Genomic DNA, 23,442 nt, shown 5'->3' on the forward strand with positions numbered 1-23,442 from the left:
TCAGGTTATTGGTTATGGTAGCGGTATAATACTAATAATGTTTCGTTACTCAAGGTTAATTCATGCAACATAAAAGCTTATCCCGTAAGCTCCTGACTAAGGTGTTGTCAGTTTATTTTATCCTGACATTTGTAGTAACACTGGGACAAATTGTTGCGGAGTATTTTAATACTAAGAATCATATCAACGGCGAACTTGAAACCTTGCAACAAACCTTCTCGGGTAGCCTTACACGCGCAATATGGGAGCTGAATACCCAGCAGGCACTGATTATTGCCGATGGTTTACTGGCCATACCGGCAATAGAAGGCATTATAGTGCGCGATGACAGCGGCGCAGTAATCACCCAACTGGGCCGTTATATTGATATACAGGAGCGTTTCAGCACCCAGCTGGTCAGGGAGGGCGTGCGCCTTACCGAACAACAATCCGGTATTTTTGGCTATACTTTCCCGCTTATTTTTGAGTTTTCCGGCCGGGCAACCCAGGTAGGCGACGTCACGCTATTCTCAAGCCGGGCCGTGGTGATAGACAGGATAAAAGTGGGTATTTATTTCCTGATTGGCAATGCCATGCTCAAAACCACTTTCCTTATTATCTTGTTTTTACTGGCGTTTCGCCGGCAGCTCACCGTGCCTCTGACAGAGTTGACTCAACAAATTGAAGATTTAGAGCTGGATCAGCTCGATGGCGCCAAAGTCGAAATACAACATGGCGACACTTCAGAATTAAGTGTCATGGCCGATGCCTTTAACCGCTTAATTGGCCGGGTACAAGACTACAAACATCAGTTGGAAACCACGCAAAAACAGCTGATGCTGTCAAATGAAAAGCTGGATCAGCAAAACCTGATGTTAGAGCAGGAAGTTGCGCGTAAAACCTCTGGCCTGAGCCAGGCTATGATGGATTTGCAGCAACAAAAACAAGAGCTTGAAGTAAAGCAACAAAGCCTGCGTGAAGAAATAGAACGTCGCCGTCATACTGAAGATGCGCTACGCGGTAAGCAAACCGAGCTGGAAAAAATTGTTGATGATTTAAAACAGGCGCAGGATAGGCTGGTGCAATCGGAGAAAATGGCCGCACTCGGTGGCCTGGTTGCCGGCATTACCCATGAAGTGAATACCCCTGTTGGCATTGGTGTTACCGCAACCAGCTTTCTGGCTGAGAAAATTCATGCGCTGGAGCAGGCCTATCATGATAAAACCTTGTCGCCCAAAGCGCTGGAGCATTTTATTGAAGAAGCCAAGCAAGGCTCTGAACTGCTGCAATCAAACCTGATCCGCGCATCTGAGCTGATTGCCAGCTTTAAGCAAATTGCCGTAGATCAAACCAGCGAAGCCATTCGGACGATAAATCTGGCCGAATATCTGCACGAAGTTATCCGCTCTTTGCAGCCTAATTTTAAAAAGACCCATCACCATATTGAAGTAAACTGCCCGGACAATATTATGCTCAATTGTCCGGCGGGTGCTATTTCGCAAATTTTTACCAACTTGCTGATGAATTCACTGATCCATGGCTTTGAAGATATGGACAATGGCCTGATCCGTATTACCGTGCTGGACGAAGACGACAACGTAGACATTAAGTACAGCGACGACGGTAAAGGCCTGGCCCCGGAGCAACTGGAAAAACTGTTTCATCCTTTCTTTACCACCAAACGTGATCAAGGCGGCAGCGGCCTTGGCACCCATATCACTTATAACCTGGTACGCCAGACGTTAGGCGGAAGTATTCAGGTCAGCAGTGAGCCAGGCAAAGGTTTGCACTACCATATCTGCTTTCCAAAAAACCTGAAAATGTCAGGCTGATCCACGTTATACTGCCGCTCCGGATTTATTGTTTAGAGTGAATTATGTGGTTTAAGAATGTTCGTGTTTATAAGCTAAGTGCACCACTCAGTACTGATGTTGCTGAGTGGGAGCAAGCCCTTACTGAATTCAAATTTACCCCGCTAACCGCGCAGGAAGCGGTCAGAACAGGGTTTAGTTTTCCATTGCACCATAGTATTAAACAATACTGCCATCAGTGTGATCACTTAGTGTTTTTTGCGGTAAAACGGCAGGAGAAAATACTGCCGGCAGCTGTAATTAATGAAGAAATGCAACCTAAGCTGGAAGCTATGGAGCAGGAAAAAGGCCGGCCACTCAGCCGTAAAGAAAAACAAAGCCTGAAAGAAGAATTGCAACTAAGCTTGTTGCCAAGAGCGTTTAGCCGCTCATCTTTAACTCAGGGCTATTATGATCCGCAAAATCAGTGGCTGGTGATCAACACCAGCAGTGCCAGCAAAGCAGAAGATGTGCTGGCTTTACTGCGTAAAGCACTGGGCTCACTGCCTGCACTACCCTGGCTTGATAACCATAAACTAAATGCTAGTTTACAGCTGTGGCTGCAAAATCAGGCATTGCCACAAGGTTTTGTCCAGGGCAGTGATGCTGAGCTAAAAGCGCCCGATGAAGAAGGTGCCAAGGTAAAATTCAGCAACCATCTGCTAACTGCTGATGAAGTGCAAAGCCACTTACAGGATAAACTGGTAACCAGTATCAGCCTGGAACAAAGCGAAGGTTTGTCGGTGCAGATAACTGATGACGGTGCAATAAAACGGATTAAATTCCATGATTTGCTAACCAGCCAGAACGACGAACTGGGCTGGGAAGATCTGACAGCAAGGCTGGATGCCGACCTTATGTTAATGGCTGCTGCGCTGAATAAGGCCTTACTGAGTATCAGCCAACAACTTGGCACGGCTGAATAAGCAAACTCAGCTTAACTGAAAACAGCACGCACATCCTGGTATACCGCTTGTATATCAGGGTGTTGCATAAAATCTTGCTGTGGCACCATCTGCATCGTCATGTAATAACGCAATAAACGCTGCTGTAGTTCTTTATCTGCATAGCCATCTCTGGCAATTACTGCTAAACGGATAAAATCGGTATAGCCCGGCCCTGGTTTATCCGGCTGCAATTTCTGCCAGCTTGATGCCACCTGCTGAAATGGTTCAGCAAAAGCCCAGGCATACATGATCCTAAGGCTGACCTCTGTAGATAAACTGGTTGCAAGGTGCAGTAAAAAACGCGGATCGCCGAGTAATGCTTCCTGCCGCTCTGCCTCGGCAACTATAGGCAAAGCGCCAATATTGTGCACCAATGCCATTAATGTCAGTACGTCTTTATTTAAACCGGTACGCGCCTCACGGCTATTGTAGTACGACAAACAGGCTACAGCGATGCTAGCCACCTGCACACTGCTTTGCCACAATGCATCCAGTTGTTGCTGCACTTGTTTATGTTTAGACACAAACACCTGCTCTAGTGCCATGGCAATAGCAATATTGCGGATTTGGCTTAGGCCAATTCGCGTTACTGCCTGATTCAGCGTAGAAACTTTGATCGAGCGGCCCATAAAGGCACTATTCGCAACTTTGATCATCCGGGCGGCCAATGCCGGGTCCTGCGCAATAACATCTGCCATCTCCTGCAGGCTGACATTTGGCTCATTGGCCCTGCGCCGTACCGTCAACGCCACATCCGGTAATGTCGGCAATATCAGCTGGTCTTGCTGTATTTTACGTTCGAGGATCTGAAGCAACTGCTGCTGTGCTGGCATAAAAAGGCTCCGGATTAGGATGCAAAGGCAGAATTAACTGCCCAATCAATATGTTGTACTACCTGTTCAGTATAGGCGCAGCGGCTTACTTTGCACTCTATAAACGCTGGCAGGTGGTTATTCTGCGCCAACTGCGGGGTATATGTAAAATTATCAGACATCAGAAACAGTCTTATCTTCATTATCTGCCTGAATATTCACCTGTATTTGTGTCAGCAACTGTAAGCATTCGTCCCGTTGCTGTGTATTAGCCGCCACTTCAAGCTCACCTGCCAGCCGGGTAAGTTGCGGATACCCCATGCTGCCGGCGCTGCCTTTAAGACTATGGGCGGCAAATGCCAGCTCCCGCCACTGCGCAGCACTACAGTACTGTTTCAGTTCCTGATACAACTGTGGCAACTGGGCAGCAAACTGGCGCTTTAACGCCTGCATTTGCGGATCTTGCGCCAATTGCTGCTCCAGGCTGCTTAAAGCTGGTATCGTTTGGTTGGTGTACTTTGCCAATAGCGTAATCAGTTCTTTCTGGTTAACCGGTTTGGCCAGTAAGCTCTGGCAACCAGCACGTTTGTAGCGTTCAAGATCTTCGGTCATAACATTTGCCGTTACGGCAATGACCGGCGTATCAATACCGGCATGGCGGATTAACTGCGTTGCCTCTTCGCCGCCCATTAGCGGCATTTGCATATCCATAAAAATCAGATCAAAATCTTCCGCCAATGCCCGCTCTACCGCCTTATGGCCATTATCTACCAGTACGCAGCTGGTGTTGGCTTTTTCCAGCATTAACTGCAGCAATAGCTGATTATCCGGGTTATCTTCTGCCACCAATATATGCAGCTGTTGCACCGCAACGGTTTGGGCATTTTGCGAAGCCGCCTGAGCCTCTCTTGAAAAAGCGTGTACCAGCTCAGTTAGCTGGCCTGAACAATCAAATTGCAGTTCAAAACAACTACCAATGCCTTTTACACTTTCAACCTGAATATCACCACGCATCTGCTGCATTAGCTTCTTTGAAATACACAAGCCAAGCCCGGTGCCACCGAAATGGCGGGTTACCGTGGCATCTGCCTGCACAAAGGGCTGGAAAATACGGCCCAGCTCTTCCGCCGACATCCCTATACCCGTGTCTTTTACTTTAATAGACAGCTGTTGCTGGATAGCGTCGAAAGACACACTGATAACTATTTTGCCTTTTTGGGTAAACTTGACGGCATTACTGGTCAGGTTTAGCAACACCTGCCGAAAGCGTAATACGTCGTTATACAGCATCAGCGGTAACGGAAATTGCAAGTCTAACTGGCAGGTCAGGCCTTTGGCTTCCCCCTGACTGCGGGTTAACTGAAACACATCATCAATTAATGCTAAGCAGTTAAAATGCTCGTGCAGCAGTTCCAGTTTTTCAGCTTCAATTTTAGATAAATCCAGAATATCGTTAATTAACCCGAGTAAGTGGTCGCCACTTTTTAATACACGCTGCAGATAGTTTTGCCGCTTATCGTTGTCGGGCTCTGTTTGCGCTTGCTCTGAAAAGCCAATAATGGCAGTAAGTGGAGTGCGGATTTCGTGGCTCATATTGGCCAGAAACACACTTTTTAGCCGGTTAGCCTGCTCGGCGGTTTCACGGGCGAGGATCAATTCCTGGTTCGCCGCAGCTAAGTCATCATTGGCACGGGCTAAGTCCTGGGTGCGGCGTAGTACTTTGTCTTCAAGCTGTTGTTTATAAGCGCGTTCACGCTCGCGGTATACCCGCAGCTGGCGTACCATAACATTAAACGCAGCAAACATATCGCCCAGTTCATCCTGCTTGGTCACTTCCAGTAGAGTAGACAAGTCTCCCCGCCCTACTGCTGTCTTCGCCGCTGTCAGCTGTTTAATCGGTTCAAATACATTGCGGATAAGTAGCCAGTACACCAGTAAGGGCAACATCAAACACACCAGCAACGTCATCAGCACCAGCACCAGCGATAGCATTTTCTGTTGGCGGTACAGTTCGCTCTCATCCAGGCCATATAACAGCTGAAAAGAACCCGGCAGGCTTTTACCCAGCAATAGCCGTGTTTGCCCGAGCAATATTACTGGCTTGAATTTATCGGCATCAATACTTTGCTGGATAGCACGAAAATTAGTTGGCGCAAAAGCGCTGCCAATTAATGCCGGTGTGCTGGCAAACGTCACGGTGTCGGCTTTGCTGATCAATAAGGTAACGCTATTAGGCGTATGTTGATAATTAACAATGTCAGACAGCAGTTGTGGCCTGACCACTACTACCAGATAGCCCCATAACCGGCGGGACTCACTAACCGAACCGGCGTACAGCTTATGCGCAAAAAACAGCTGTAGATCTTTGCTGTCGTTGTCACGGGCTAAAAAGTAACCCGACTCATCTACCATGGCCTGCAATGAAGAGAAATATTCGTTACGAAAACGGTTGGGAATGCCAGACACTTCGGCTTTGGCTGGCAACTGGGTTTCATATTCACCGTTCAGATTAACCAGCTTCAGCGCAACAATATGCTGATCAGCCATAACATACTGATTAAGCTGCAGCTCTAACGCTGTCAGTGTCGTGCTGTTACGTTGCACTATATGCTGTTGCAGCAAGGGGCTTTGTGCCAGCATGCCAAGCCGGGTTTGTTGCAGCAGCAAAAAGTTAGTCAGCTCGGTTTGTTGCCGGAACAAGCTTTGCTCTGCCTTAAAGTAAGCTTCCTGCTGTAAATGTTGCTTGCTGAACTGGTACGCCAGATAGCCAAACGCCATTACCGGCAATACCAGCAATGGCAGCATATAAGCAACGAGCGTTTCGCGTAACCTCATCCTTGTCCTGGCTCACAGACAAAGCCTTACCGGCTTTGCATATTTTACATCGCTACAGCATAACCAGCATACGACAACGCCACAAGCGCTAGTTTACATCGGCACTTACGTCGGCATGATACAAGGTTTTAATCCAGCGCTCTTCGGTAATAAAGTTCCAGTGCCAGCTCTGCCATTGCTGCCCCAAACCCTTATCTACGGCTTGCTGCTCAGTCATGCCGGCGGCTTTATAGCCTTGCACCACAGCCAGCGTGGCCTCCATCATATCCAGAGACCGTTGCACACCGGCTTTATCCGTTAACTGGCCATGGCCAGGGATCACTTTAGTCTGCTCGTTTAGCATGCCAATAAGGGTGCGGGTATTGTCGATATAACCTTTAACCGAGCCGCCATTACTGACATCAATAAACGGAAACCGGCCTTCAAACAACAAATCACCAAAATGTACGGCATTGGCCTGTTCAAACCAGACCACAATATCACCGTCAGTATGGCTTGGTGGCATATAATCCAGCCTTACTGTCTGGCCGTTTAAATGCAAGCTAAGCTGGTCAGTGAAGGTGGTTTTTGGTAAGCCATTACGCGGAAATTTTGCATCCTGGGTTAAGCGGCTTAACACGTTGTTGTGGGCAATAATGTCGATGTTGGCTGCAAGTGCGCTGTTACCGCCGACATGATCACCATGCAGATGAGTATTGATCAGGGTAGTCAGGGGTCTATTTGCACTTAACTGCTGTAACTTGGTTTTAATTTTACCCGCTAATTCAGCATATTGTGTATCAACCAGCAACACCTTATCACCGGCAATTAAGGTCGCCATATTGCCGCCGGCACCAGACAGCATATACAGGTTGTCTGCCAGCTTCGTTTCCTCTACCTGTACATCTTTAAAGCGGTCTGCCTGTAACGGTGCGGCAGCGAGCAGCAATACCAGTGCAGTAGCTAAACTAAGTTTCATTGCTTATTATCCCCAGATAAATTTGGCCAGAAATATCAGCGCCAGTAACCAGACACTGAGTGTGGTTTGCTGTAGCTTACCCGTGACTAAACATAACACAGCATAACTGATAAACCCCATACCAATACCGTCTGAAATAGAGAACGTCAGCGGCATCATAATCAACACAACGCATACCGGCACTGCATGGATCACATCATCCCACTCTACATGTTTTAGACTGCTAAGCATTAAAGTCGCCACGTATAGCAAGGCCCCGGCTGTAGCATAAGATGGCACCATAGCCGCCAGCGGTGAAAACCACAATGCTGCCAGAAATAGCAAACCAGTCACCACGGCCATCAATCCGGTACGCCCGCCTGCTGCCACGCCACTGGTGCTTTCTACATAGCTGGTGGTAGTGGACGTGCCAAACAACGCACCTGCAATAGTAGCGCTGCTGTCGGCAATCAGCGCTTTATTCAAATCCGGTACTGTGCCGTTTTGTTGCATTAAACCCGCTTTATGGCTTACCGCTACTAAAGTGCCGGAGGTATCAAATAAATCCAGAAACAGCAGGCTTAAAATAACCGGCAACATGCTCAAGCTAAGTGCAGCGGCAAAATCCAGTTGCATAAAAGTAGGTGCTATGGACGGCGGTAGCGCGACTACACTGTTAAACTGAGTATCGCCCAGCCACCAGGCTACCGCGGTTATCAGCAAAATGCTGATTAACACGGCGCTGTGCCAGCCCCGGTGCGCCAGAGCAAAAATAATAAAAAAACCTGCCACCGCCAATAACACTTGCGGGCTATGCAAATCGCCCAGCGTCACCAGTGTAGCCGGGCTGGCCACAATAATATTGGCGGTTTTAAGAGCAATAAGCGCCAGAAACATACCAATACCGGCGGCTATGCCCATCTTTAGCGGCAGCGGTATGCTGTTGATAATCCACTCACGGATTTTAAAAATACTCAGCAGCAAAAACAAACAACCGGAGAAAAATACGCACGCCAGCGCGGTTTGCCAGCTATGCCCTTGCTCTACCACTATAACGTAAGTGAAAAAAGCATTCAGGCCCATACCTGGCGCCAGCGCTACCGGCAAATTGGCCAGCAGCCCCATTAACAGGCAACCTAAAGCAGCAGCCAGACAAGTAGCCACGAATACCGCGCCCTGCTCCATACCGGTTTGCGCCAGCATAGCGGGGTTTACAAACAACACATAAGACATGGCCATAAAGGTTGTCAGGCCTGCTATAGCTTCACGTTTAACCGATGTACCGCGGGCATTAAGGGCAAATAGTCTGTCCAGCAAGATGGTATTCCTCTAATGTAAAAAGCTGGCTTGAAGCCAGCTTTAGTGATAACCCGATAAAATAATCTGCTTAGATAATTTTATTCTGCTGCCAGAATTTTTCTTTATCCAGCCGCTGTTGGCGCTTTTCACAGGGTTTATCGCAGTCGCAGGCTTTTTCTATACCTACTGCGCCCAAGCCACCACAGCTACCGGCAATTGTTTTACGCTGTACCAGATAACCAATAGCCATTGCGACCATCACCAGCAAGAACAAACCAAAAGTTAATAAAAAAATAGTCATAACCACTCCGCTATTGCGTTAAATAAGGCTCAAAAGCTTCAGAGCTAAGCTCTGTATAACCATCGTCTGTTTTAACCACCAGTAAAACCGCAATACCATGCTGGTTGGCAAATGCCAGTGCCTCTTGCGAATCCATCACATTAAGTGCTGTAGCATAACCGTCTGCCGTCATGCAGGACGGGTGCAATACTGTTACCGATACCGTACGGTTATTAATCGGCTTGCCGGTACGCGGGTCGAGTAAATGCGAATAGCGTATACCGTTCTCTTCAAAATAGTTACGGTAATCACCCGAGGTTGCCACACCGATATCGCCCGGCACTAAAATACGCTGTACGGCACGTTCGTTATTAACAGGCTTTTCAATAGCAATTTTCCATGGCTGTTGCTCAGGTTTTACACCTTTTAACCGCATTTCGCCGCCAATTTCTACCAGATAATTAGTGATACCGTTTTGTTCCAGTATCGCCGCTACCTGATCGACGCCAAAGCCTTTTGCTATAGGTGATAAATCAACTGCAAGTTCCGGGTTGGCTTTTTGCAGGCCTTGCGCCGTAAGCGCTAACTTATCAAAGCCTACCACAGCCCGGGTTTGTTGTATTATTGCATCATCAGGGGCATGTTCAATACGGCCCCTGGCACCAAAGCCCCATAGCTCTACCAGCGGGCCAACTGTAACATCCAGCACCCCCTGAGTTTGCCCGGCAATGCGCAGTGCTTCTGCCACCACAGTATGAGTTTGTGGCGACAACGGAAAAACACTGCCATCGCTGTGGCGGTTAAAGCGCATCAGTTCCGACTCAGGCCGGTAGGTCGACATTAAGTCGTTTACCAGTTCCAGTTCAGTATCAATCTGGTGCTGCAACGCAGTTTTATCAACTACAGCATCGGTATAAAATTTAACCACATAGTAAGTTCCCATCGTATTACCGTTTAACTGATACTGCTCAGTCGGCGGTGTTGACGGGCTGCATGAAACTAAAATGGCCAGCCCGATAAGAGCCAGCCAGTTTTTCAGGAAAGAAACACGAGACATAAAGGTTCCTGATAGCAGAAGGGGCAGCCTGTTACGGTGCCCCTGCCGGTTTTACTTAACTGTTAACCACCGAAGTCGTCTAACAGAATGTTTTCATCTTCTACGCCGAGATCTTTAAGCATATTGATAACAGCTTTATTCATCATCGGCGGGCCGCACATATAAAACTCACAATCTTCCGGCGCTTTATGGTTTTTCAGGTAGTTTTCATAAATTACGTTATGAATAAAACCTGTATAACCGGTCCAGTTATCTTCCGGTTGTGGATCTGACAACGCAACATGCCACTCGAAGTTGTCATTTTCTGCAGCCAGCATATCGAAATCTTCTACGTAGAACATTTCACGCTTAGAGCGGGCACCGTACCAGAAAGTAATTTTACGCTTCGATTTTAACCGGCGTAGCTGGTCGAAAATATGTGAACGCATCGGAGCCATACCGGCACCACCACCGATAAACACCATTTCGGCTTCCGTTTCTTTGGCAAAGAACTCACCAAACGGACCAGAGATAGTCACTTTATCGCCCTCTTTCAGGCTCCAGATATAAGATGACATCTTACCGCAAGGCAGGGTCAGATTATTTGGCGGCGGCGTAGCGATACGCACGTTCAGCATAATGATGCCTTCTTCTTCCGGATAGTTCGCCATCGAGTAGGCACGAATAGTTTCGTCGTCTACTTTTGACTCCAGGCTGAAGAACTTAAAGCGCTCCCAGTCACCACGGTATTGCTCAGGAATTTCAAAATCCTTGTACTTTACATGGTGGGCTGGCGCTTCGATCTGAATATAACCACCGGCACGGAACGGCACAGACTCGCCATCCGGGATCTGTAGTTTCAGTTCTTTAATAAAAGTGGCTTTGTTATCATTAGAAATAACAGTACAGTCCCATTTTTTGATGCCGAAGATTTCCTCTTCAACTTCAATTTCCATGTCAGATTTTACATTCACCTGACAGGACAAACGGCAACCTTCGCGTGCTTCACCTTTAGTAATGTGGCCAAGTTCCGTAGGCAGAATTTCACCGCCACCTGATTTAACATGTACCCGGCACTGGCCACAAGAACCACCACCACCACAAGCTGATGATAAGAAAATACCTTTATCGGCTAATGCGCCCAGCAGTTTGCCACCGGCTTTGGTTTTAATTGCCTTGTCCGGATCACCGTTAATGCTGATGGTAATGTCACCTGAAGCTACCAGCTTGGATTTCGCCGCTAAAATAATAACGACTAATGCCAGTACCACCAGGGTAAACATGCCAACGCCAAGAAATATGTCTACATTTTCCATATTGCGTTCCCTTACCCCTTACAGTGAAACACCGGAGAAAGACATAAAGCCCAACCCCATTAAACCAACCATTAAGAAGGTAATACCCAGGCCACGTAAACCGTGTGGAATATCTGCGTATTTCAGCTTCTCACGAATACCGGCCAGCAGAGTAATTGCCAAAGCCCAGCCTACGCCGCTGCCCAAGCCAAATACTACGCTTTCACCGAAGTTGTAATCACGTTCAACCATAAAGGCCACTGCACCGAAAATGGCACAGTTCACCGTGATTAACGGCAGGAAAATACCCAGAGCGTTGTACAACGCCGGAAAGAACTTATCTAACGTCATTTCCAGAATTTGTACTAATGCAGCGATAACACCAATGTAAGTTAAGAAACCCAGGAAGCTTAAGTCAGCCTCAGGGAAACCTGCCCAGCTTAAAGCGCCAGGCGCCAGCAGGTTTTGATACACCAGGTTATTTACCGGTACTGAAATACCCAGTACAACGATAACAGCAACCCCCAGGCCAAAGGCTGTCGTAATTTTCTTTGATACGGCAATAAAAGTACACATACCAAGGAAGAAGGTCAGCGCCAGGTTCTCAATAAACACTGCGCGAACAAATAAGCTTATATAATGTTCCATCTACAGCTCCTTATGCCTTCTCGACTTGTTCAGTACGGTAAGTACGCAGTAACCAAATCAGGCCGGCAATAATGATAAAGGCGCTTGGTGGCATTAGCAGCAAGCCCATCGGCTGATACCAGCCGCCATCTTTTACCAGTGGCATAATTTCAATACCAAACAGAGTACCTGAACCGCCTAATTCACGAATAAAGGCAACGGTCATCAGTACTACGCTATAACCTAAACCATTACCGATACCATCAAGGAAGCTGATACCTGGCGCGCTTTTCATCGCGAACGCTTCAGCACGGCCCATTACGATACAGTTAGTGATAATCAGGCCAACAAATACCGATAACTCTTTGGCTACATCGTAGGCGAAGGCTTTCAGTAATTGGTCTACCAAAATTACCAGAGAGGCGATGATCGTCATCTGCACGATAATACGCACGCTGGACGGTATATGGTTACGAATTAACGAGATAAAAAAGTTAGAGAAAGCCGTTACCAGAGTTAGTGCAATACACATAACCAGGGCTTTATCCATCTTAGTGGTTACCGCCAGCGCAGAACAGATACCCAGTACCTGCAAAGCAATAGGGTTATTGGCAAATACCGGGCCAAACAGAACCGTTTTAATTTCTTTTGCATTAGCCATTATTCAATGCTCCGTCGCGAACTTTAGCCAGGAACGGGGCAAACCCCTTAGCACCTGCCCAGAAATCGAAAGTGTACTGTACGCCATTGCTGGTTAACGTCGCACCAGACAAGCCGTCAACTTCAAAGGCAGAATCAGCGCTGGCATTACCCGGCTTCACCACTTTAATAGCAGGGGCACCAGATTGATCAAGCAGCTTTTTACCTTCGAATTGCGCCACCCATCTTGGATTTTGCACTTCACCACCTAAGCCGGCTGTTTCGCCCTGCTCATAGTAGTTAAGGCCTTTGATGGTAGAGCCATCAGCACCCAGAGCTAAAAAGGCATGCATCGTAGACCATAAACCGTAGCCATGAATTGGCAACACTATGGCTGATAACTCACCTGACTCCACACCATCGTTGTACGCCAGATAAACCGGAGCAATATTAGCGCGGCTTTTAATTGACGCGACATCTTCGTCACCTGACAAGCGAATACTCTCTTCCGGATTTTTCATAAACTTCCGGTAATCGTAGTTAGCAGGCTTTTCAACAAAATCGCCGGTGTTTAAGTCAACAAAGCGCTCTTCAATATGCTTGTTGTACAGCGCATTAATATCGCTACCAGACAGTAACCCAGTTACTGCCAATACGTTTTTCTGCGAGTCCAGCAGCTTGTTTGCTGTTTGTTGCGGACGTAACTGCACTGCGGCAGTAGATACAATCACCGCACAAACTAAACATAAAGAGATGACTACGATCAGCGTTTTGCTGATGCTATCGTTATTACTAGACATTACGTGCCAGCCTCCGTTTGATATTGGCCTGAGCCACGAAGAAATCGAACAATGGCGCAAACAGGTTAGCGAACAGTATGGCTAACATCATACCTTCAGGGTATGCCGGGTTAACGACACGGATCATCACAACCATAAAGCCAATCAGAATACCGTATGCCCACTTACCTTTATCAGTAAAGGACGCTGAAACCGGGTCAGTTGCCATAAATAACATACCAATGGCAAAGCCGCCCAATACCAGGTGCCAGTGCCAGGGCATGGCAAACATAGTGTTACTTTCTGAGCCGATGGCGTTAAACAGGTAAGCAGACAGCACCATACCCACCATAACACCGGCCACTATGCGCCAGGAGGCTATACGGAAGTAAATCAGAGCTAAACCACCGATTAATAGTGCTAATACTGAGGTTTCACCGACAGAACCCGGAATAAAGCCCAGGAAGGCATCCCACCACAGTTCCATGTTAGCTGCATAATCAAGCTCGCCTGCTGCAGCCTTGCTTAGCCAGGTCGCCCCTGAATAACCATCGGCTACTGTCCATACTGCATCACCGGAAATTTGTGCCGGATAAGCAAAAAACAGAAACGCACGGCCAGCCAGCGCCGGGTTTAAGAAGTTACGGCCGGTACCACCAAACACTTCTTTGGCAATAACGATACCGAAAGTAATACCCAGTGCTACCTGCCACAGCGGAATAGTCGCCGGCAGAATTAACGCAAACAGGATAGAACTAACAAAGAAGCCTTCGTTAACTTCGTGCTTACGCACTGAGGCAAACAATACTTCCCAAAAGCCACCAACAATAAAGGTTACAGCGTAAATTGGCAGAAACCAAACGGCGCCGTACCACATTTTACTGCCCCAGCCGGATTGGGCGGTCAGTTCACCACCTAAGGCCTGATAAACAGCAACCTGCCAGGTATCTGGCGTGCCAAAACCAGCCTGCAGGGCAATAACCGCCTGATGACCAATATTGTACATACCAAAGAATAGCGCCGGGAACAATGCCAGCCAAACAAAGATCATGATACGTTTTAAATCGATACTATCACGTACGTGAGTACCGTTTTTCGTCACCAGACCTGGGGTATAAAGGACAGTAGCAATAGCTTCATACAGCGCATACCACTTTTCATATTTACCGCCTTTCTCAAAAGACGGCTCAATGCGCTCTAAAAAATGCTTCAAACTCATGATTAGCCTTCCTTCTGAATGGTCGTCAGGCAACTACGCAAAATGGTGCCATAGTCATACTTACCCGGACACACAAAGGTACACAGCGCCAGATCTTCTTCGTCTAATTCCAGACAACCTAAGGATACTGCACCATCAGTGTCACCCGACACCATGTCGCGCAGCAGCAACGTAGGCAGAATATCCAGTGGCATAACGCGCTCATAGTTACCAATCGGTACCATGGCACGGGATGAACCATTAGTGGTGGTAGTCATACTGAACAGCCGCTTTGGATTCAGATGTGACAAATAAGCGCGGGTTACTGAAAACTTCGTTGCGCCCGGAGCAATCCAGCCTAAGAACTCTTTTTCAGTACCTTCAGCCAGCACCGAAAGCTGTGTATGGTAACGCCCGACATAACCATGTACGCCATGTGCCGTAGCACCTGCTAACACTGAACCCGAAATAATACGGTTCTGGCCGTCTGTCAGTTCACCGGCAGTCAGTTCGCTGGTTGAAGCGCCCAGTATGGTTTTAACCAAACGTGGATTTTTCACTACCGGGCCGGCAACAGCGATTACACGTTCATTGTGTAGCTCACCGCTGGTAAATAACTTGCCGATTGCGATAACGTCCTGATAACCGATGTGCCAAACTATCTTTTTCGCACTAACGGGGTCAAGCAGGTGAATATGGGTACCTACCAGACCTGCAGGGTGCGGGCCATCAAACTCGGCTACTTCAGCTTTGCTGATAGTGGGTACTGTAGCGCCGGCTTTCTTACACAAGTACAGCTTACCGTCTGTCAGCGTTGCTAACAGGGTTAAGCCCTGAGTAAATGCCTCGCTGTCAGCAGCAATAACTACAGCAGGATCGGCAGCCAGCGGGTTGGTATCCATAGCATTGACGAAAATCGCACGCGGCGTACTGTCAATGGCTGGGGTCTGGCTAAACGGGCGAGTGCGAAACGCAACCCATAACCCTGAGTCTACCAGATTTTGCACAACCTGCTCACGGCTTAAACCGGCGAGCTGATCGGCAGAATATTTGGCAAACTGGACGGCATCATTACCTGCAGCAGCAATCACTACAGATTGTAATACCCGCTTAGCGCCACGATTGATCTCTTTGACGGTGCCCGCCAACGGTGCAGTAAACTTAACGCCCGGATTTTTCTTATCTTCGAAAAGTACCTGGCCTTTCTTTACCGTATCGCCAACTTCAACCGACATGGTCGGACGCATACCAATATACTCTTCGCCTAATACAGCGACAGTGTTAATGGTATTGCCCGCACTGATCTCTTGTTTAGGACTGCCCGCGAGGGGAATGTCCAAGCCTTTTTTGAGTTTTATCATACGTACTTGCACTACTATTTTGGGAAGAAACAGGGCCTAGTTTTTCAGCTGCTCACCGCGCAGCGCATCCGGAGTTATTTATCAGGGTTTCCCACTGTTTATTTTTAAACCAGATACACGTATTAAAGTCGCGGATTCTAGCATTAATACAGCTGCCTATCTATGCTGTTGCGCAAATTTTCCGGTAAACCAACCGGGCTATATGGCCATTGGTCTACCCTGACAGCGGAGCGACATTAGCGTTTTGCTGCTGCAAATTCTAGTCAACTTTAGTTCATTTGCGCATAAACAAAAGCCGCCCGTAGGCGGCCTGATAAAATTAACCGGCAATGTTTTGCAGTGGCACCATAGGTGAGACATCTGCATCATAATCAACATGGCTGTAACCAAAGCCAAATAGCCTTAAGAATTCATTATGATAGCCTTTATAATCAGTCAGCGTATCAATACTGTCTGTTGTTACCTGGCCCCATAAGTCTTTTACGGCCTGTTGAATATGTGCGCTAAGCTCCTTGCCGTCCATGCGTAAACGGCCGGCCTCATCCATAACAGGCGTGTCACTGTATAATCCCTGACGGAATAAACCGTTAATCTGCTCAATACAGCCTTCATGCGTGCCTTCTTCTTTCATGACACGATATAACAGCGAAATATACAGCGGCATAATAGGAATGGCAGAGCTGGCCTGGGTAACCAGCGCTTTTAATGAGGCGACATAGGCTTTACCTTTTTTATCGGCCAACTGAGCCGTAATGGCAGCGGCTGCCCGGTCTAAATCCTCTTTAGCTTTACCGATAGTGGCTTTACCGTAGATTGGCCAGGTCAGTTCTTTACCAATATAGGTGTAAGCTACTGTCTGGCAGTTATCTGCCAGTACACCGGCAGCATCCAACTGCGTTAACCAGCGCTCCCAGTCTTCACCACCCATCACTTTTACTGTCTGATAAATTTCATCGTCGTTTGCCGGCTCAACCGACACTTCTTCAATTTCACGCTTGCTGGTATTGAGTGTTCTGGCGGTATAAGACTGGCCAATAGGTTTTAACACTGAGCTGAAGATCTCGCCGCTTACAGGGTCTTTGCGGCGCGGTGCGGCCAGGCTATACACCACCAGATCAATCTTACCCATTTCAGTGCGGATAATATCAATGGCTTGTGCTTTTAGCTCGTCGGTAAACGCATCGCCGTTAATGTGTTTATTCCACAGCCCTTCTGCCTGAGCAGCCTGTTCAAATGCGGCTGTGTTATACCAACCGGCAGAAGCCGTTTTACTCTCTGTGGGTTCTTTCTCAAAAAATATACCCAGGGTTTTAGCACCTGAGCCAAAAGCTGCAGTAATACGTGAGGCCAGGCCATAACCGGTAGAAGCACCAATCACCAGCACATTCTTCGGCCCATTGGCTACAGGCCCAGCTTTTTTAACATACTCGATTTGTTCTTTTACATGCTCGGCACAGCCGACAGGATGAGCGTTAGTACAGATAAAACCACGAATTTTCGGTTGAATAACCATGACAGCTCCTGCTGTTGTCTCGACAAAATTGACGCTAGTGTAAAACTTTACCGCAGAAAACAGGTCTGATCAGCACGTTTTATCTGCCAGATTAAAATTAATGTACGCCGGACAGAAAAAAAGCGTCATATCGACGCTTTTTCAGTTTTATTACCGCCATAGCATCGTGGCGACACTGGCGGTTTTTCGGCGTAGTATTCGTACCACTCCGACGGCGTGTATGTATGTAACGCTAATGCGTGTATTTTCTCTGCCAGTTCCTCTGCCACTATGGCATTAACTGCCCGGTGGCGTTGTAACAAGCGCAAGCCATTAAAAGCTGGCGTTACAATGACCACTTTAAAATGCGACTCAGAGCCCTGAGGCACATTATGCAGGTGGCTTTCATTCACCACGTCAAGGAACACAGGATCAAATGCACTAAGTAACTTCTGCTCAATAGCTGTATGAATCAACATAGCCCTAATCCTTTTTTATTCCTTTAATTAACTCTAGATGCCCACGTTAAACTTGCCAGCGGGTTTTGCTGTCAAGTTAAATAATCAGAACTAACGGGCTGGCGGCGTTACTAAAAATAAATTTGTCTAAGCCTTTGCCGCAATATAACGAAAGGTCAGGTTCAACCTTGTCTCAGTTACCCGGCTTTGCTTTGGCAACCGGTGCAGCCAGTGCTGCTGGCTGCCCTGACTCATCAGCAACAAACTACCGGGCGTCAAATCCAGCGCCAGTTGCCACTGCTGCCGGCGATGTTTTAACTCAAAACGCCGTGCAGCGCCAAGGCTGACGGAGGCGATAACAGGATCATCTCCCAGTTCTGGTTCATTGTCAGCATGCCAGCCCATATGTTGCTGACCGTTTGCATATAAATTCAGCAACACGCAGTTAAAGGGTTGCTGCAAAAACCGGCTTATCTCGCCAGCCAGTTGCTTGACTGCCGGATGCCAGGGCACCGGCATAAAAGTAGTGCCTGAATAACGATAACTACAATGACTGTCGGCCATCCATACCTGCTGGCGTGGTATTTTTACCTTTTTGCCAAACATCAGAATACTGTCCTGCGCCCAGGCCAGTTGAGCAACCAGTTCAGCCTGTAGCTGTGCACTTTCACCGGCATTTAACCAGCCCGGCCATAATACCATATGCGCATCGGGCAAATGGAACACATGCTCGGGGTATTGCTGGTTGTCGGCCTGGCGTGGCCGTGTCAAAATACTCATCTTATTTCATCACTCGTGTTTCTATGAATACCACTTTTGTGCATTCTCAAGGCAGCCTGCAGTTACACCGCTGGCCGCTTAACCAACCCAATAACAGTTTACAGGCGTGGGATGCGGCTGACGAATTGTTGATCCTGCATGCGCAGGAAGCAATTAGCCAATTCACATTGCAACATCAGCGTCAGCCGACGTTGCTGCTTATTAATGACAGTTTCGGCGCTTTGTCCTCTGCGCTGTCTGGCTGTACTCAGTTTCAGATAAACGACTCTGTACTGGCGGCAAAGGGCACTTTATATAACCGCCAGCAAAACAATATTGCGGATAGCGGCCTGCAGCAACTATCCAGCCTGGCCCCCTACCCGGCACAGCCAGATATAGTGCTGCTGAAGCTTCCCAATAATCACAGTTATCTGCAATATATATTGCAACAACTTGCCCGTGTAGTTACGCCACAAAGCATAATTCTGGCCAGTGCCAAAGCAAAAGATATCAGTCGTAACGTACTGGCGATGTTTGACAATACGCTGGGCCCGGCCACAGCGTCGCTCACCGTAAAGAAGTGCCGTCTGATCGAATGCAGCTTTAGCGCGCCATTGCCGGGTGCGGCTGCAGTAGAGTTTCCATTAGCCTGGCCACTGGAGCAGACCGAGTTTACTGTGATAAACCACGCCAATGTGTTTTCCCGGGAAAAGCTTGATCAGGGCGCACGGTTCTTTTTACAGCATTTGCCTGAAATTAAAAGCGCCCAGCGCGTTATAGATTTAGGCTGTGGCAATGGTGTGTTAGGGCTGGCTCTGTTAACCCAGCACAATGATTTTCAGCTGTTGTGTTGTGATGAATCTTATATGGCGGCAGACTCGGCTCAACAAACCATAGCAAACAACTTGCCGGACAAATTAGCGCAGTGTGAGTTTATCGTCGATGACTGCCTGAGCCAGCAAGCAGATAAATCGGCTGATGTGGTGCTGTGCAACCCGCCATTTCATCAGCAACACGCCGTTACCGGCCATATTGCCAACCAGATGTTTACTGACGCAAAGCGGGTACTGAAACAAGGCGGCCGTTTGCGCATAGTGGCAAACCGCCATCTGGGGTATGCTGATGTACTTAAGCGTTTATTCGGCAATTGCCACCAGCTGGCAGCCGACCCTAAATTTGTCATTTTAGAAGCCATAAAAAGGAGCTGAACATGCGCTACATACTTTTAACCCTGCTGTTGCTTACCGGCTGCAGCGCCCCCACACCAAAGTTTATTTTGTCGCCGCAGATATTCTGGCCGCAATCTAATCAGTTGCAACAAGCCAGGTTTGCTTTTGCCGTATCTGATGAACGCGGCAGACCTTATTCATTGCGGATCCAAAAAGGCACCGACATACAACAGATTAACGCCAGCAACGATATCAGTGCTGATATACAAAGCACTATGGCGCAAGCGCTAACGGAGCAGGCAGCGATAATTGACCAAAACAGCAATACCCAGATGACCATAAAAATTACCCTGTTGCAGGCGCTGGTGGATCAGCGCTCACTGGAGCACGCTGTCACTAATCAGGTTTCGTTGACAGTGTTTGTACAAAGCGATCAGGGCACCTTCAGCAAAACCTATTCCGGCGACAGCAGCTATACGGCACCGTTTCGGATGGATGTCGCCGCAGTTGAACGCGAATTACGTGTATTAACAGAGCAAGTGCTTGGCCAAATCCTGCAAGACAGCAGCTGGCATCAGGCAGTCCGGGGGTAATATGCATAGCTGGACAAGGTTAGCACTGCTGTTATTTAATCTGGTTATGTGCGCCGCACAGGCCGGACAATTTGTTCAGCCTAATAATCTGTATCCCAAAGTAAAACTGATGACATCGCATGGCGATATTATTGTTGAGCTGGATCGCAGCCGTGCTCCGCTTAGCGTGAATAATTTTCTCAGTTATGTGAAAAAGAAAAGTTATGACAACACGCTGTTTCACAGGTTGGAACCTGAGTTTGTCTTGCAGGGCGGCGGCTATGACGCAAATTATAAACCGGTAGAAGAACAAAAACCGGTGTTTAACGAATCAGGCAATGGTATGAAAAACCAGCTTGGCACTATTGCTATGGCGCGCCTGAATGATCCGCACAGCGCCACCAGCCAGTTTTTCTTTAATCTGCAGGATAACCCACACCTTGACCCCGGCCGTAACTGGGGTTACGCCGTATTTGGCTATATTGTTGAAGGTAACGAGGTGATTGAGAAAATCAGAGCTGTAGCCACAGATACGTCGGCAGAACTTGGCTGGCCAAACGTGCCGGTAGAAAAGGTATTACTAAAAACAGCTATCGTACTGCCAGAGCAATAAAACCGGCTATACTTTGCCTTAACAGTCTTGTCAGTAAGGGGCCGCTGTTAAGGCAATATATGTTAAACCACTTTATCGACCTAAAATCACAACAGCTGATTTTTTACATTTCCCGCTACTTCCGTGGCCGCTTGCCGCATAGCGAGCTGCACCTGTTTATCTGGGATACGCTGGAAGAGTGGGCACAATTAAGTGCCCCCCTGCAGCAACCATGCAGTAGCAGGGAACGCGTGTTCTGGCATTTAATTCATCAGTTAGAATTCTGGCCCGATAGCATACTGCAACAAGATAAACTATTGCGGCGCAATATTCAGGATTGCCTCTGTTATCTTAAGGGCTATGGCGTGGCACCACCAGATTGCGTTGGTATTAGGCCCTAGTGAGGTTACGCTTTGGAGGTTAACAGAGCTTGACCAGAATAATCCGCACTGTAAGCTAGGCCTACAAGCGTGTTTTAGCGGATGTCCGTTTTGCCTTATTACCTAGCCTGGCTGTCTGGCCTGAGTATCTATTTCCAACGTCGTGTACTAAGCATCTTTGTACTGGGCTTTTCCAGTGGCCTGCCGTTAATGCTGGTTTTTGGTGTGCTATCTTTTTGGTTACGTGAAGCACAGGTGTCGCGTGCCGATATTGGCTATTTTAGTTGGGTGGCAATGGCATACGCTATTAAATGGCTGTGGTCACCGCTGGCTGATCATCTGAAAATTCCGCTACTACATGAAAAACTTGGCAGACGACGTAGCTGGTTACTGCTATCCCAGCTTGCCGTCATGGTTGCAGTTTGCTGTATGGCATTAACCGACCCGCAGCAGGATTTAGCCCTGATGGCCGCTTTTGCTGTCATGCTGGCTTTTGCTTCAGCAACACAAGATATTAATGTTGATGCCTTCCGTATTGAAAGCGCGCCTGAAAAGCTGCAGGCAGCGCTCGCTGCTGCCTATCTTGCCGGCTACCGGCTGGCAATGATTATGGCATCGGCGGGTACGTTGTGGCTGGCTGCTATCTTCTCCGATGGCAGTAGTTACGATTTAGCTGGCTGGCAGCAGGCATATTTGGTTATGGGGTTATGTATGCTGCCGGGTATTATCACCACATTACTTAGCAAAGAACCTGTCAGTGGCCTGCAGCAACAACACTATACCAGTGGCTCCTTCTTACAGCGCACTCTGTCGTGGCTAAAACAAGCAGTGGTTGCGCCCTTTATTGACTTTTTCAGCCGTTATAAATGGCATGCAATACTGATACTGTCGCTGATTGCATGTTACCGCCTGAGCGATGTTGTAATGGGCGTGATGGCAAATGCGTTTTATGTAGATATGGGCTATAGCAAAGAAGAGGTTGCCAGCATTTCCAAGATCTATGGAGTTATTATGACATTGATCGGCGCTGCCCTTGGCGGAGTGCTGATTAATCAGTTTGGCATAATTAAAATCCTGTTTATTGGTGCGGTACTAAGCGCGGTAACTAATTTGCTGTTCTCTGCATTAAGCCAGATTGGTTATGATCTGGTGTGGTTAACCTTAGTGATCTCAGCAGATAATTTAAGCGCAGGCATTGCTACCAGTGCTTTTCTTGCTTATTTAGCGTCTTTAGTTAATCTGGCGTTTACCGCCACCCAGTATGCGATATTCAGCTCACTGATGTTGTTGCTACCTAAATTTACCGGTGGTTTTTCCGGCCGATGGGTAGAACAACTGGGATATAGCCAGTTTTTTGTTATGACAGCCCTGATGGGGATACCGGCGTTAGTGTTGATTGTATTACTGGCGCGCGCGCAGCGCTTAAAACAGAACGCCGCACAGTAGCGCGGCGTTGCTGACATAGATAGCTCAATAGGTCAGGCTGATAATACTTGCTTTAACCCTTCCGTGGGGTCGACGTCCAGTGCCTGGCAGTAACGTACGTATTCAATCACATCTAAACGACGTTCCTGATTCTCTACTTTACCGATAAAAGAGTGCGGTGTACCCAAAATTTCAGACAGGCTGCGCATAGTATGGCCCTTTTCCTGACGCTGCCGTTTTAACCAGACACACAGACGCTTATTTTCATCAGAAATTACGCTTTTTGTACCTTTCATGTTTTTTTCTTCTCCCAGCGTGTTACGCTTTTATTATGTCAAAAATACTTCCTGCAAAAAATCAAAACCCTATTGCAAACGCAATAAGCAATAAAAATCGGTTAATTAAACCACAGGATGCGACAAGCGTACAGCCACAACTGTTAAAATATGTATTACGACTTTACAGTGCCAGAAATGGCGTAATTTGCAGCAATAAATCAACGCGTACCTAAGCAGAACCGTGCCAGGTATCAAACAGAGATAAAGATGATAAAATTATTTTTTTTAATGCCAATATTGATGTGTGCACTTTGGTACTGGTACCTAAAGCAATCAGGCTGGACTATCCGGCAGGGTAAAAAAGGCTTTGCCTACATTATTACTTTTAACGGCTGCATTGCACTGGCTTTGTGGGGCATTATGCTACTGACCCAGCGTTGAGC

At 47.6% G+C, this 23,442-nt stretch carries 24 protein-coding genes; 8 read left to right on the plus strand and 16 right to left on the minus strand.

The window, feature by feature from the left end; translation table 11 throughout:
- The first annotated feature begins 62 nt into the window (after nucleotides 1-62).
- Together BLW68_RS10980 and BLW68_RS10985 are read left to right on the plus strand one after the other, a co-directional pair.
- Nucleotides 63-1,811, plus strand: a complete 1,749-nt coding sequence (locus tag BLW68_RS10980; RefSeq protein WP_092793205.1) for a sensor histidine kinase — start codon at nucleotides 63-65, stop codon at nucleotides 1,809-1,811.
- 44 nt (nucleotides 1,812-1,855) lie between these two features.
- On the plus strand, nucleotides 1,856-2,755 hold the full coding sequence (locus BLW68_RS10985) for a recombination-associated protein RdgC (RefSeq protein ID WP_092793209.1): 900 nt from the start codon (nucleotides 1,856-1,858) through the stop codon (nucleotides 2,753-2,755).
- Nucleotides 2,756-2,766: 11 nt separating this feature from the next.
- Here BLW68_RS10985 and BLW68_RS10990 read toward each other — a convergent pair whose 3' ends face one another.
- From BLW68_RS10990 to BLW68_RS11060, 15 genes are all read right to left on the minus strand, one after another.
- Entirely contained in the window at nucleotides 2,767-3,609 is an 843-nt protein-coding gene (locus BLW68_RS10990) for an HDOD domain-containing protein (protein WP_092793211.1), read from the minus strand.
- 153 nt (nucleotides 3,610-3,762) lie between these two features.
- Complete coding sequence (locus tag BLW68_RS10995) at nucleotides 3,763-6,423, minus strand: ATP-binding protein (protein ID WP_092793213.1); 2,661 nt, start codon at nucleotides 6,421-6,423, stop codon at nucleotides 3,763-3,765.
- Nucleotides 6,424-6,511: 88 nt separating this feature from the next.
- Nucleotides 6,512-7,381 carry an MBL fold metallo-hydrolase gene (locus BLW68_RS11000; protein ID WP_092793216.1) on the minus strand — a complete coding sequence of 290 codons (870 nt, stop codon included), beginning with the start codon at nucleotides 7,379-7,381 and terminating at the stop codon, nucleotides 6,512-6,514.
- Between the two features lie 6 nt (nucleotides 7,382-7,387).
- Nucleotides 7,388-8,677, minus strand: coding sequence for an NCS2 family permease (locus BLW68_RS11005; protein ID WP_092793219.1), 1,290 nt, complete (start codon nucleotides 8,675-8,677; stop codon nucleotides 7,388-7,390).
- A gap of 70 nt (nucleotides 8,678-8,747) precedes the next feature.
- Nucleotides 8,748-8,960, minus strand: a complete 213-nt coding sequence (nqrM, locus tag BLW68_RS11010) for a (Na+)-NQR maturation NqrM (RefSeq protein ID WP_092793221.1) — start codon at nucleotides 8,958-8,960, stop codon at nucleotides 8,748-8,750.
- A 10-nt stretch (nucleotides 8,961-8,970) separates the two neighbouring features.
- Nucleotides 8,971-9,996: an FAD:protein FMN transferase gene (locus BLW68_RS11015; protein ID WP_092793223.1), complete on the minus strand. Its 1,026-nt coding sequence runs from the start codon at nucleotides 9,994-9,996 to the stop codon at nucleotides 8,971-8,973.
- Between the two features lie 62 nt (nucleotides 9,997-10,058).
- A complete protein-coding gene (nqrF, locus tag BLW68_RS11020) occupies nucleotides 10,059-11,291 on the minus strand; it encodes an NADH:ubiquinone reductase (Na(+)-transporting) subunit F (RefSeq protein WP_092793225.1) in 1,233 nt (410 codons plus the stop codon).
- A gap of 18 nt (nucleotides 11,292-11,309) precedes the next feature.
- The gene (gene nqrE / locus BLW68_RS11025) at nucleotides 11,310-11,918 is read right to left on the minus strand and encodes an NADH:ubiquinone reductase (Na(+)-transporting) subunit E (RefSeq protein ID WP_092793226.1); all 609 of its coding nucleotides are present in this window, start codon (nucleotides 11,916-11,918) and stop codon (nucleotides 11,310-11,312) included.
- Between the two features lie 10 nt (nucleotides 11,919-11,928).
- Nucleotides 11,929-12,558: an NADH:ubiquinone reductase (Na(+)-transporting) subunit D gene (locus tag BLW68_RS11030; protein ID WP_092793228.1), complete on the minus strand. Its 630-nt coding sequence runs from the start codon at nucleotides 12,556-12,558 to the stop codon at nucleotides 11,929-11,931.
- Entirely contained in the window at nucleotides 12,551-13,336 is a 786-nt protein-coding gene (locus tag BLW68_RS11035; RefSeq protein ID WP_092793229.1) for a Na(+)-translocating NADH-quinone reductase subunit C, read from the minus strand. Before BLW68_RS11035 ends, BLW68_RS11030 begins: the two co-directional genes overlap by 8 nt.
- The gene (locus BLW68_RS11040) at nucleotides 13,329-14,534 is read right to left on the minus strand and encodes an NADH:ubiquinone reductase (Na(+)-transporting) subunit B (protein ID WP_092793230.1); all 1,206 of its coding nucleotides are present in this window, start codon (nucleotides 14,532-14,534) and stop codon (nucleotides 13,329-13,331) included. Before BLW68_RS11040 ends, BLW68_RS11035 begins: the two co-directional genes overlap by 8 nt.
- Nucleotides 14,535-14,536: 2 nt before the next feature.
- The gene (locus BLW68_RS11045; RefSeq protein ID WP_092793231.1) at nucleotides 14,537-15,874 is read right to left on the minus strand and encodes a Na(+)-translocating NADH-quinone reductase subunit A; all 1,338 of its coding nucleotides are present in this window, start codon (nucleotides 15,872-15,874) and stop codon (nucleotides 14,537-14,539) included.
- Between the two features lie 319 nt (nucleotides 15,875-16,193).
- Complete coding sequence (gene fabV, locus BLW68_RS11050) at nucleotides 16,194-17,387, minus strand: enoyl-ACP reductase FabV (RefSeq protein ID WP_092793233.1); 1,194 nt, start codon at nucleotides 17,385-17,387, stop codon at nucleotides 16,194-16,196.
- Between the two features lie 125 nt (nucleotides 17,388-17,512).
- Nucleotides 17,513-17,845, minus strand: a complete 333-nt coding sequence (locus BLW68_RS11055; RefSeq protein WP_092793234.1) for a BolA family protein — start codon at nucleotides 17,843-17,845, stop codon at nucleotides 17,513-17,515.
- 126 nt (nucleotides 17,846-17,971) lie between these two features.
- The gene (locus tag BLW68_RS11060; RefSeq protein WP_092793236.1) at nucleotides 17,972-18,604 is read right to left on the minus strand and encodes an alpha-ketoglutarate-dependent dioxygenase AlkB family protein; all 633 of its coding nucleotides are present in this window, start codon (nucleotides 18,602-18,604) and stop codon (nucleotides 17,972-17,974) included.
- Between the two features lie 23 nt (nucleotides 18,605-18,627).
- Between BLW68_RS11060 and BLW68_RS11065 the strand changes: the two genes are divergently transcribed.
- The 5 genes from BLW68_RS11065 to BLW68_RS11085 all read left to right on the plus strand — a co-directional run bounded on the left by BLW68_RS11065 (nucleotide 18,628) and on the right by BLW68_RS11085 (nucleotide 22,742).
- A complete protein-coding gene (locus BLW68_RS11065) occupies nucleotides 18,628-19,791 on the plus strand; it encodes a methyltransferase (protein ID WP_092793239.1) in 1,164 nt (387 codons plus the stop codon).
- Between the two features lie 2 nt (nucleotides 19,792-19,793).
- A complete protein-coding gene (locus tag BLW68_RS11070) occupies nucleotides 19,794-20,345 on the plus strand; it encodes a YajG family lipoprotein (RefSeq protein WP_092793241.1) in 552 nt (183 codons plus the stop codon).
- A gap of 1 nt (nucleotide 20,346) precedes the next feature.
- A complete protein-coding gene (locus tag BLW68_RS11075; protein WP_245728318.1) occupies nucleotides 20,347-20,937 on the plus strand; it encodes a peptidylprolyl isomerase in 591 nt (196 codons plus the stop codon).
- 59 nt (nucleotides 20,938-20,996) lie between these two features.
- On the plus strand, nucleotides 20,997-21,317 hold the full coding sequence (locus BLW68_RS11080; protein ID WP_092793243.1) for a hypothetical protein: 321 nt from the start codon (nucleotides 20,997-20,999) through the stop codon (nucleotides 21,315-21,317).
- A 90-nt stretch (nucleotides 21,318-21,407) separates the two neighbouring features.
- Nucleotides 21,408-22,742: an AmpG family muropeptide MFS transporter gene (locus BLW68_RS11085; RefSeq protein WP_245728319.1), complete on the plus strand. Its 1,335-nt coding sequence runs from the start codon at nucleotides 21,408-21,410 to the stop codon at nucleotides 22,740-22,742.
- Nucleotides 22,743-22,774: 32 nt separating this feature from the next.
- Here the strand turns inward: BLW68_RS11085 and BLW68_RS11090 are convergent, their stop codons facing one another.
- Nucleotides 22,775-23,017 carry a helix-turn-helix domain-containing protein gene (locus BLW68_RS11090; RefSeq protein WP_068232674.1) on the minus strand — a complete coding sequence of 81 codons (243 nt, stop codon included), beginning with the start codon at nucleotides 23,015-23,017 and terminating at the stop codon, nucleotides 22,775-22,777.
- 249 nt (nucleotides 23,018-23,266) lie between these two features.
- Between BLW68_RS11090 and BLW68_RS21120 the strand changes: the two genes are divergently transcribed.
- A complete protein-coding gene (locus tag BLW68_RS21120; protein ID WP_177172215.1) occupies nucleotides 23,267-23,440 on the plus strand; it encodes a hypothetical protein in 174 nt (57 codons plus the stop codon).
- Nucleotides 23,441-23,442: the final 2 nt, after the last annotated feature.

It is taken from the genome of Rheinheimera pacifica (assembly GCF_900108485.1).
GTDB classification, from domain to species: domain Bacteria; phylum Pseudomonadota; class Gammaproteobacteria; order Enterobacterales; family Alteromonadaceae; genus Alishewanella; species Alishewanella pacifica.

What these genes read in the sequence shown, in the direction of transcription:
- BLW68_RS10980 (WP_092793205.1), top strand. Translation starts at nt 63, where the DNA reads ATGCAACATAAAAGCTTATCCCGTAAGCTCCTGACTAAGGTGTTGTCA.
- BLW68_RS10985 (WP_092793209.1), top strand. Translation starts at nt 1,856, where the DNA reads ATGTGGTTTAAGAATGTTCGTGTTTATAAGCTAAGTGCACCACTCAGT.
- BLW68_RS10990 (WP_092793211.1), bottom strand. Translation starts at nt 3,609, where the DNA reads ATGCCAGCACAGCAGCAGTTGCTTCAGATCCTCGAACGTAAAATACAG.
- BLW68_RS10995 (WP_092793213.1), bottom strand. Translation starts at nt 6,423, where the DNA reads ATGAGGTTACGCGAAACGCTCGTTGCTTATATGCTGCCATTGCTGGTA.
- BLW68_RS11000 (WP_092793216.1), bottom strand. Translation starts at nt 7,381, where the DNA reads ATGAAACTTAGTTTAGCTACTGCACTGGTATTGCTGCTCGCTGCCGCA.
- nqrM (WP_092793221.1), bottom strand. Translation starts at nt 8,960, where the DNA reads ATGACTATTTTTTTATTAACTTTTGGTTTGTTCTTGCTGGTGATGGTC.
- BLW68_RS11015 (WP_092793223.1), bottom strand. Translation starts at nt 9,996, where the DNA reads ATGTCTCGTGTTTCTTTCCTGAAAAACTGGCTGGCTCTTATCGGGCTG.
- nqrF (WP_092793225.1), bottom strand. Translation starts at nt 11,291, where the DNA reads ATGGAAAATGTAGACATATTTCTTGGCGTTGGCATGTTTACCCTGGTG.
- nqrE (WP_092793226.1), bottom strand. Translation starts at nt 11,918, where the DNA reads ATGGAACATTATATAAGCTTATTTGTTCGCGCAGTGTTTATTGAGAAC.
- BLW68_RS11030 (WP_092793228.1), bottom strand. Translation starts at nt 12,558, where the DNA reads ATGGCTAATGCAAAAGAAATTAAAACGGTTCTGTTTGGCCCGGTATTT.
- BLW68_RS11035 (WP_092793229.1), bottom strand. Translation starts at nt 13,336, where the DNA reads ATGTCTAGTAATAACGATAGCATCAGCAAAACGCTGATCGTAGTCATC.
- BLW68_RS11040 (WP_092793230.1), bottom strand. Translation starts at nt 14,534, where the DNA reads ATGAGTTTGAAGCATTTTTTAGAGCGCATTGAGCCGTCTTTTGAGAAA.
- BLW68_RS11045 (WP_092793231.1), bottom strand. Translation starts at nt 15,874, where the DNA reads ATGATAAAACTCAAAAAAGGCTTGGACATTCCCCTCGCGGGCAGTCCT.
- fabV (WP_092793233.1), bottom strand. Translation starts at nt 17,387, where the DNA reads ATGGTTATTCAACCGAAAATTCGTGGTTTTATCTGTACTAACGCTCAT.
- BLW68_RS11055 (WP_092793234.1), bottom strand. Translation starts at nt 17,845, where the DNA reads ATGTTGATTCATACAGCTATTGAGCAGAAGTTACTTAGTGCATTTGAT.
- BLW68_RS11060 (WP_092793236.1), bottom strand. Translation starts at nt 18,604, where the DNA reads ATGAGTATTTTGACACGGCCACGCCAGGCCGACAACCAGCAATACCCC.
- BLW68_RS11065 (WP_092793239.1), top strand. Translation starts at nt 18,628, where the DNA reads ATGAATACCACTTTTGTGCATTCTCAAGGCAGCCTGCAGTTACACCGC.
- BLW68_RS11070 (WP_092793241.1), top strand. Translation starts at nt 19,794, where the DNA reads ATGCGCTACATACTTTTAACCCTGCTGTTGCTTACCGGCTGCAGCGCC.
- BLW68_RS11075 (WP_245728318.1), top strand. Translation starts at nt 20,347, where the DNA reads ATGCATAGCTGGACAAGGTTAGCACTGCTGTTATTTAATCTGGTTATG.
- BLW68_RS11080 (WP_092793243.1), top strand. Translation starts at nt 20,997, where the DNA reads ATGTTAAACCACTTTATCGACCTAAAATCACAACAGCTGATTTTTTAC.
- BLW68_RS11090 (WP_068232674.1), bottom strand. Translation starts at nt 23,017, where the DNA reads ATGAAAGGTACAAAAAGCGTAATTTCTGATGAAAATAAGCGTCTGTGT.
- BLW68_RS21120 (WP_177172215.1), top strand. Translation starts at nt 23,267, where the DNA reads ATGATAAAATTATTTTTTTTAATGCCAATATTGATGTGTGCACTTTGG.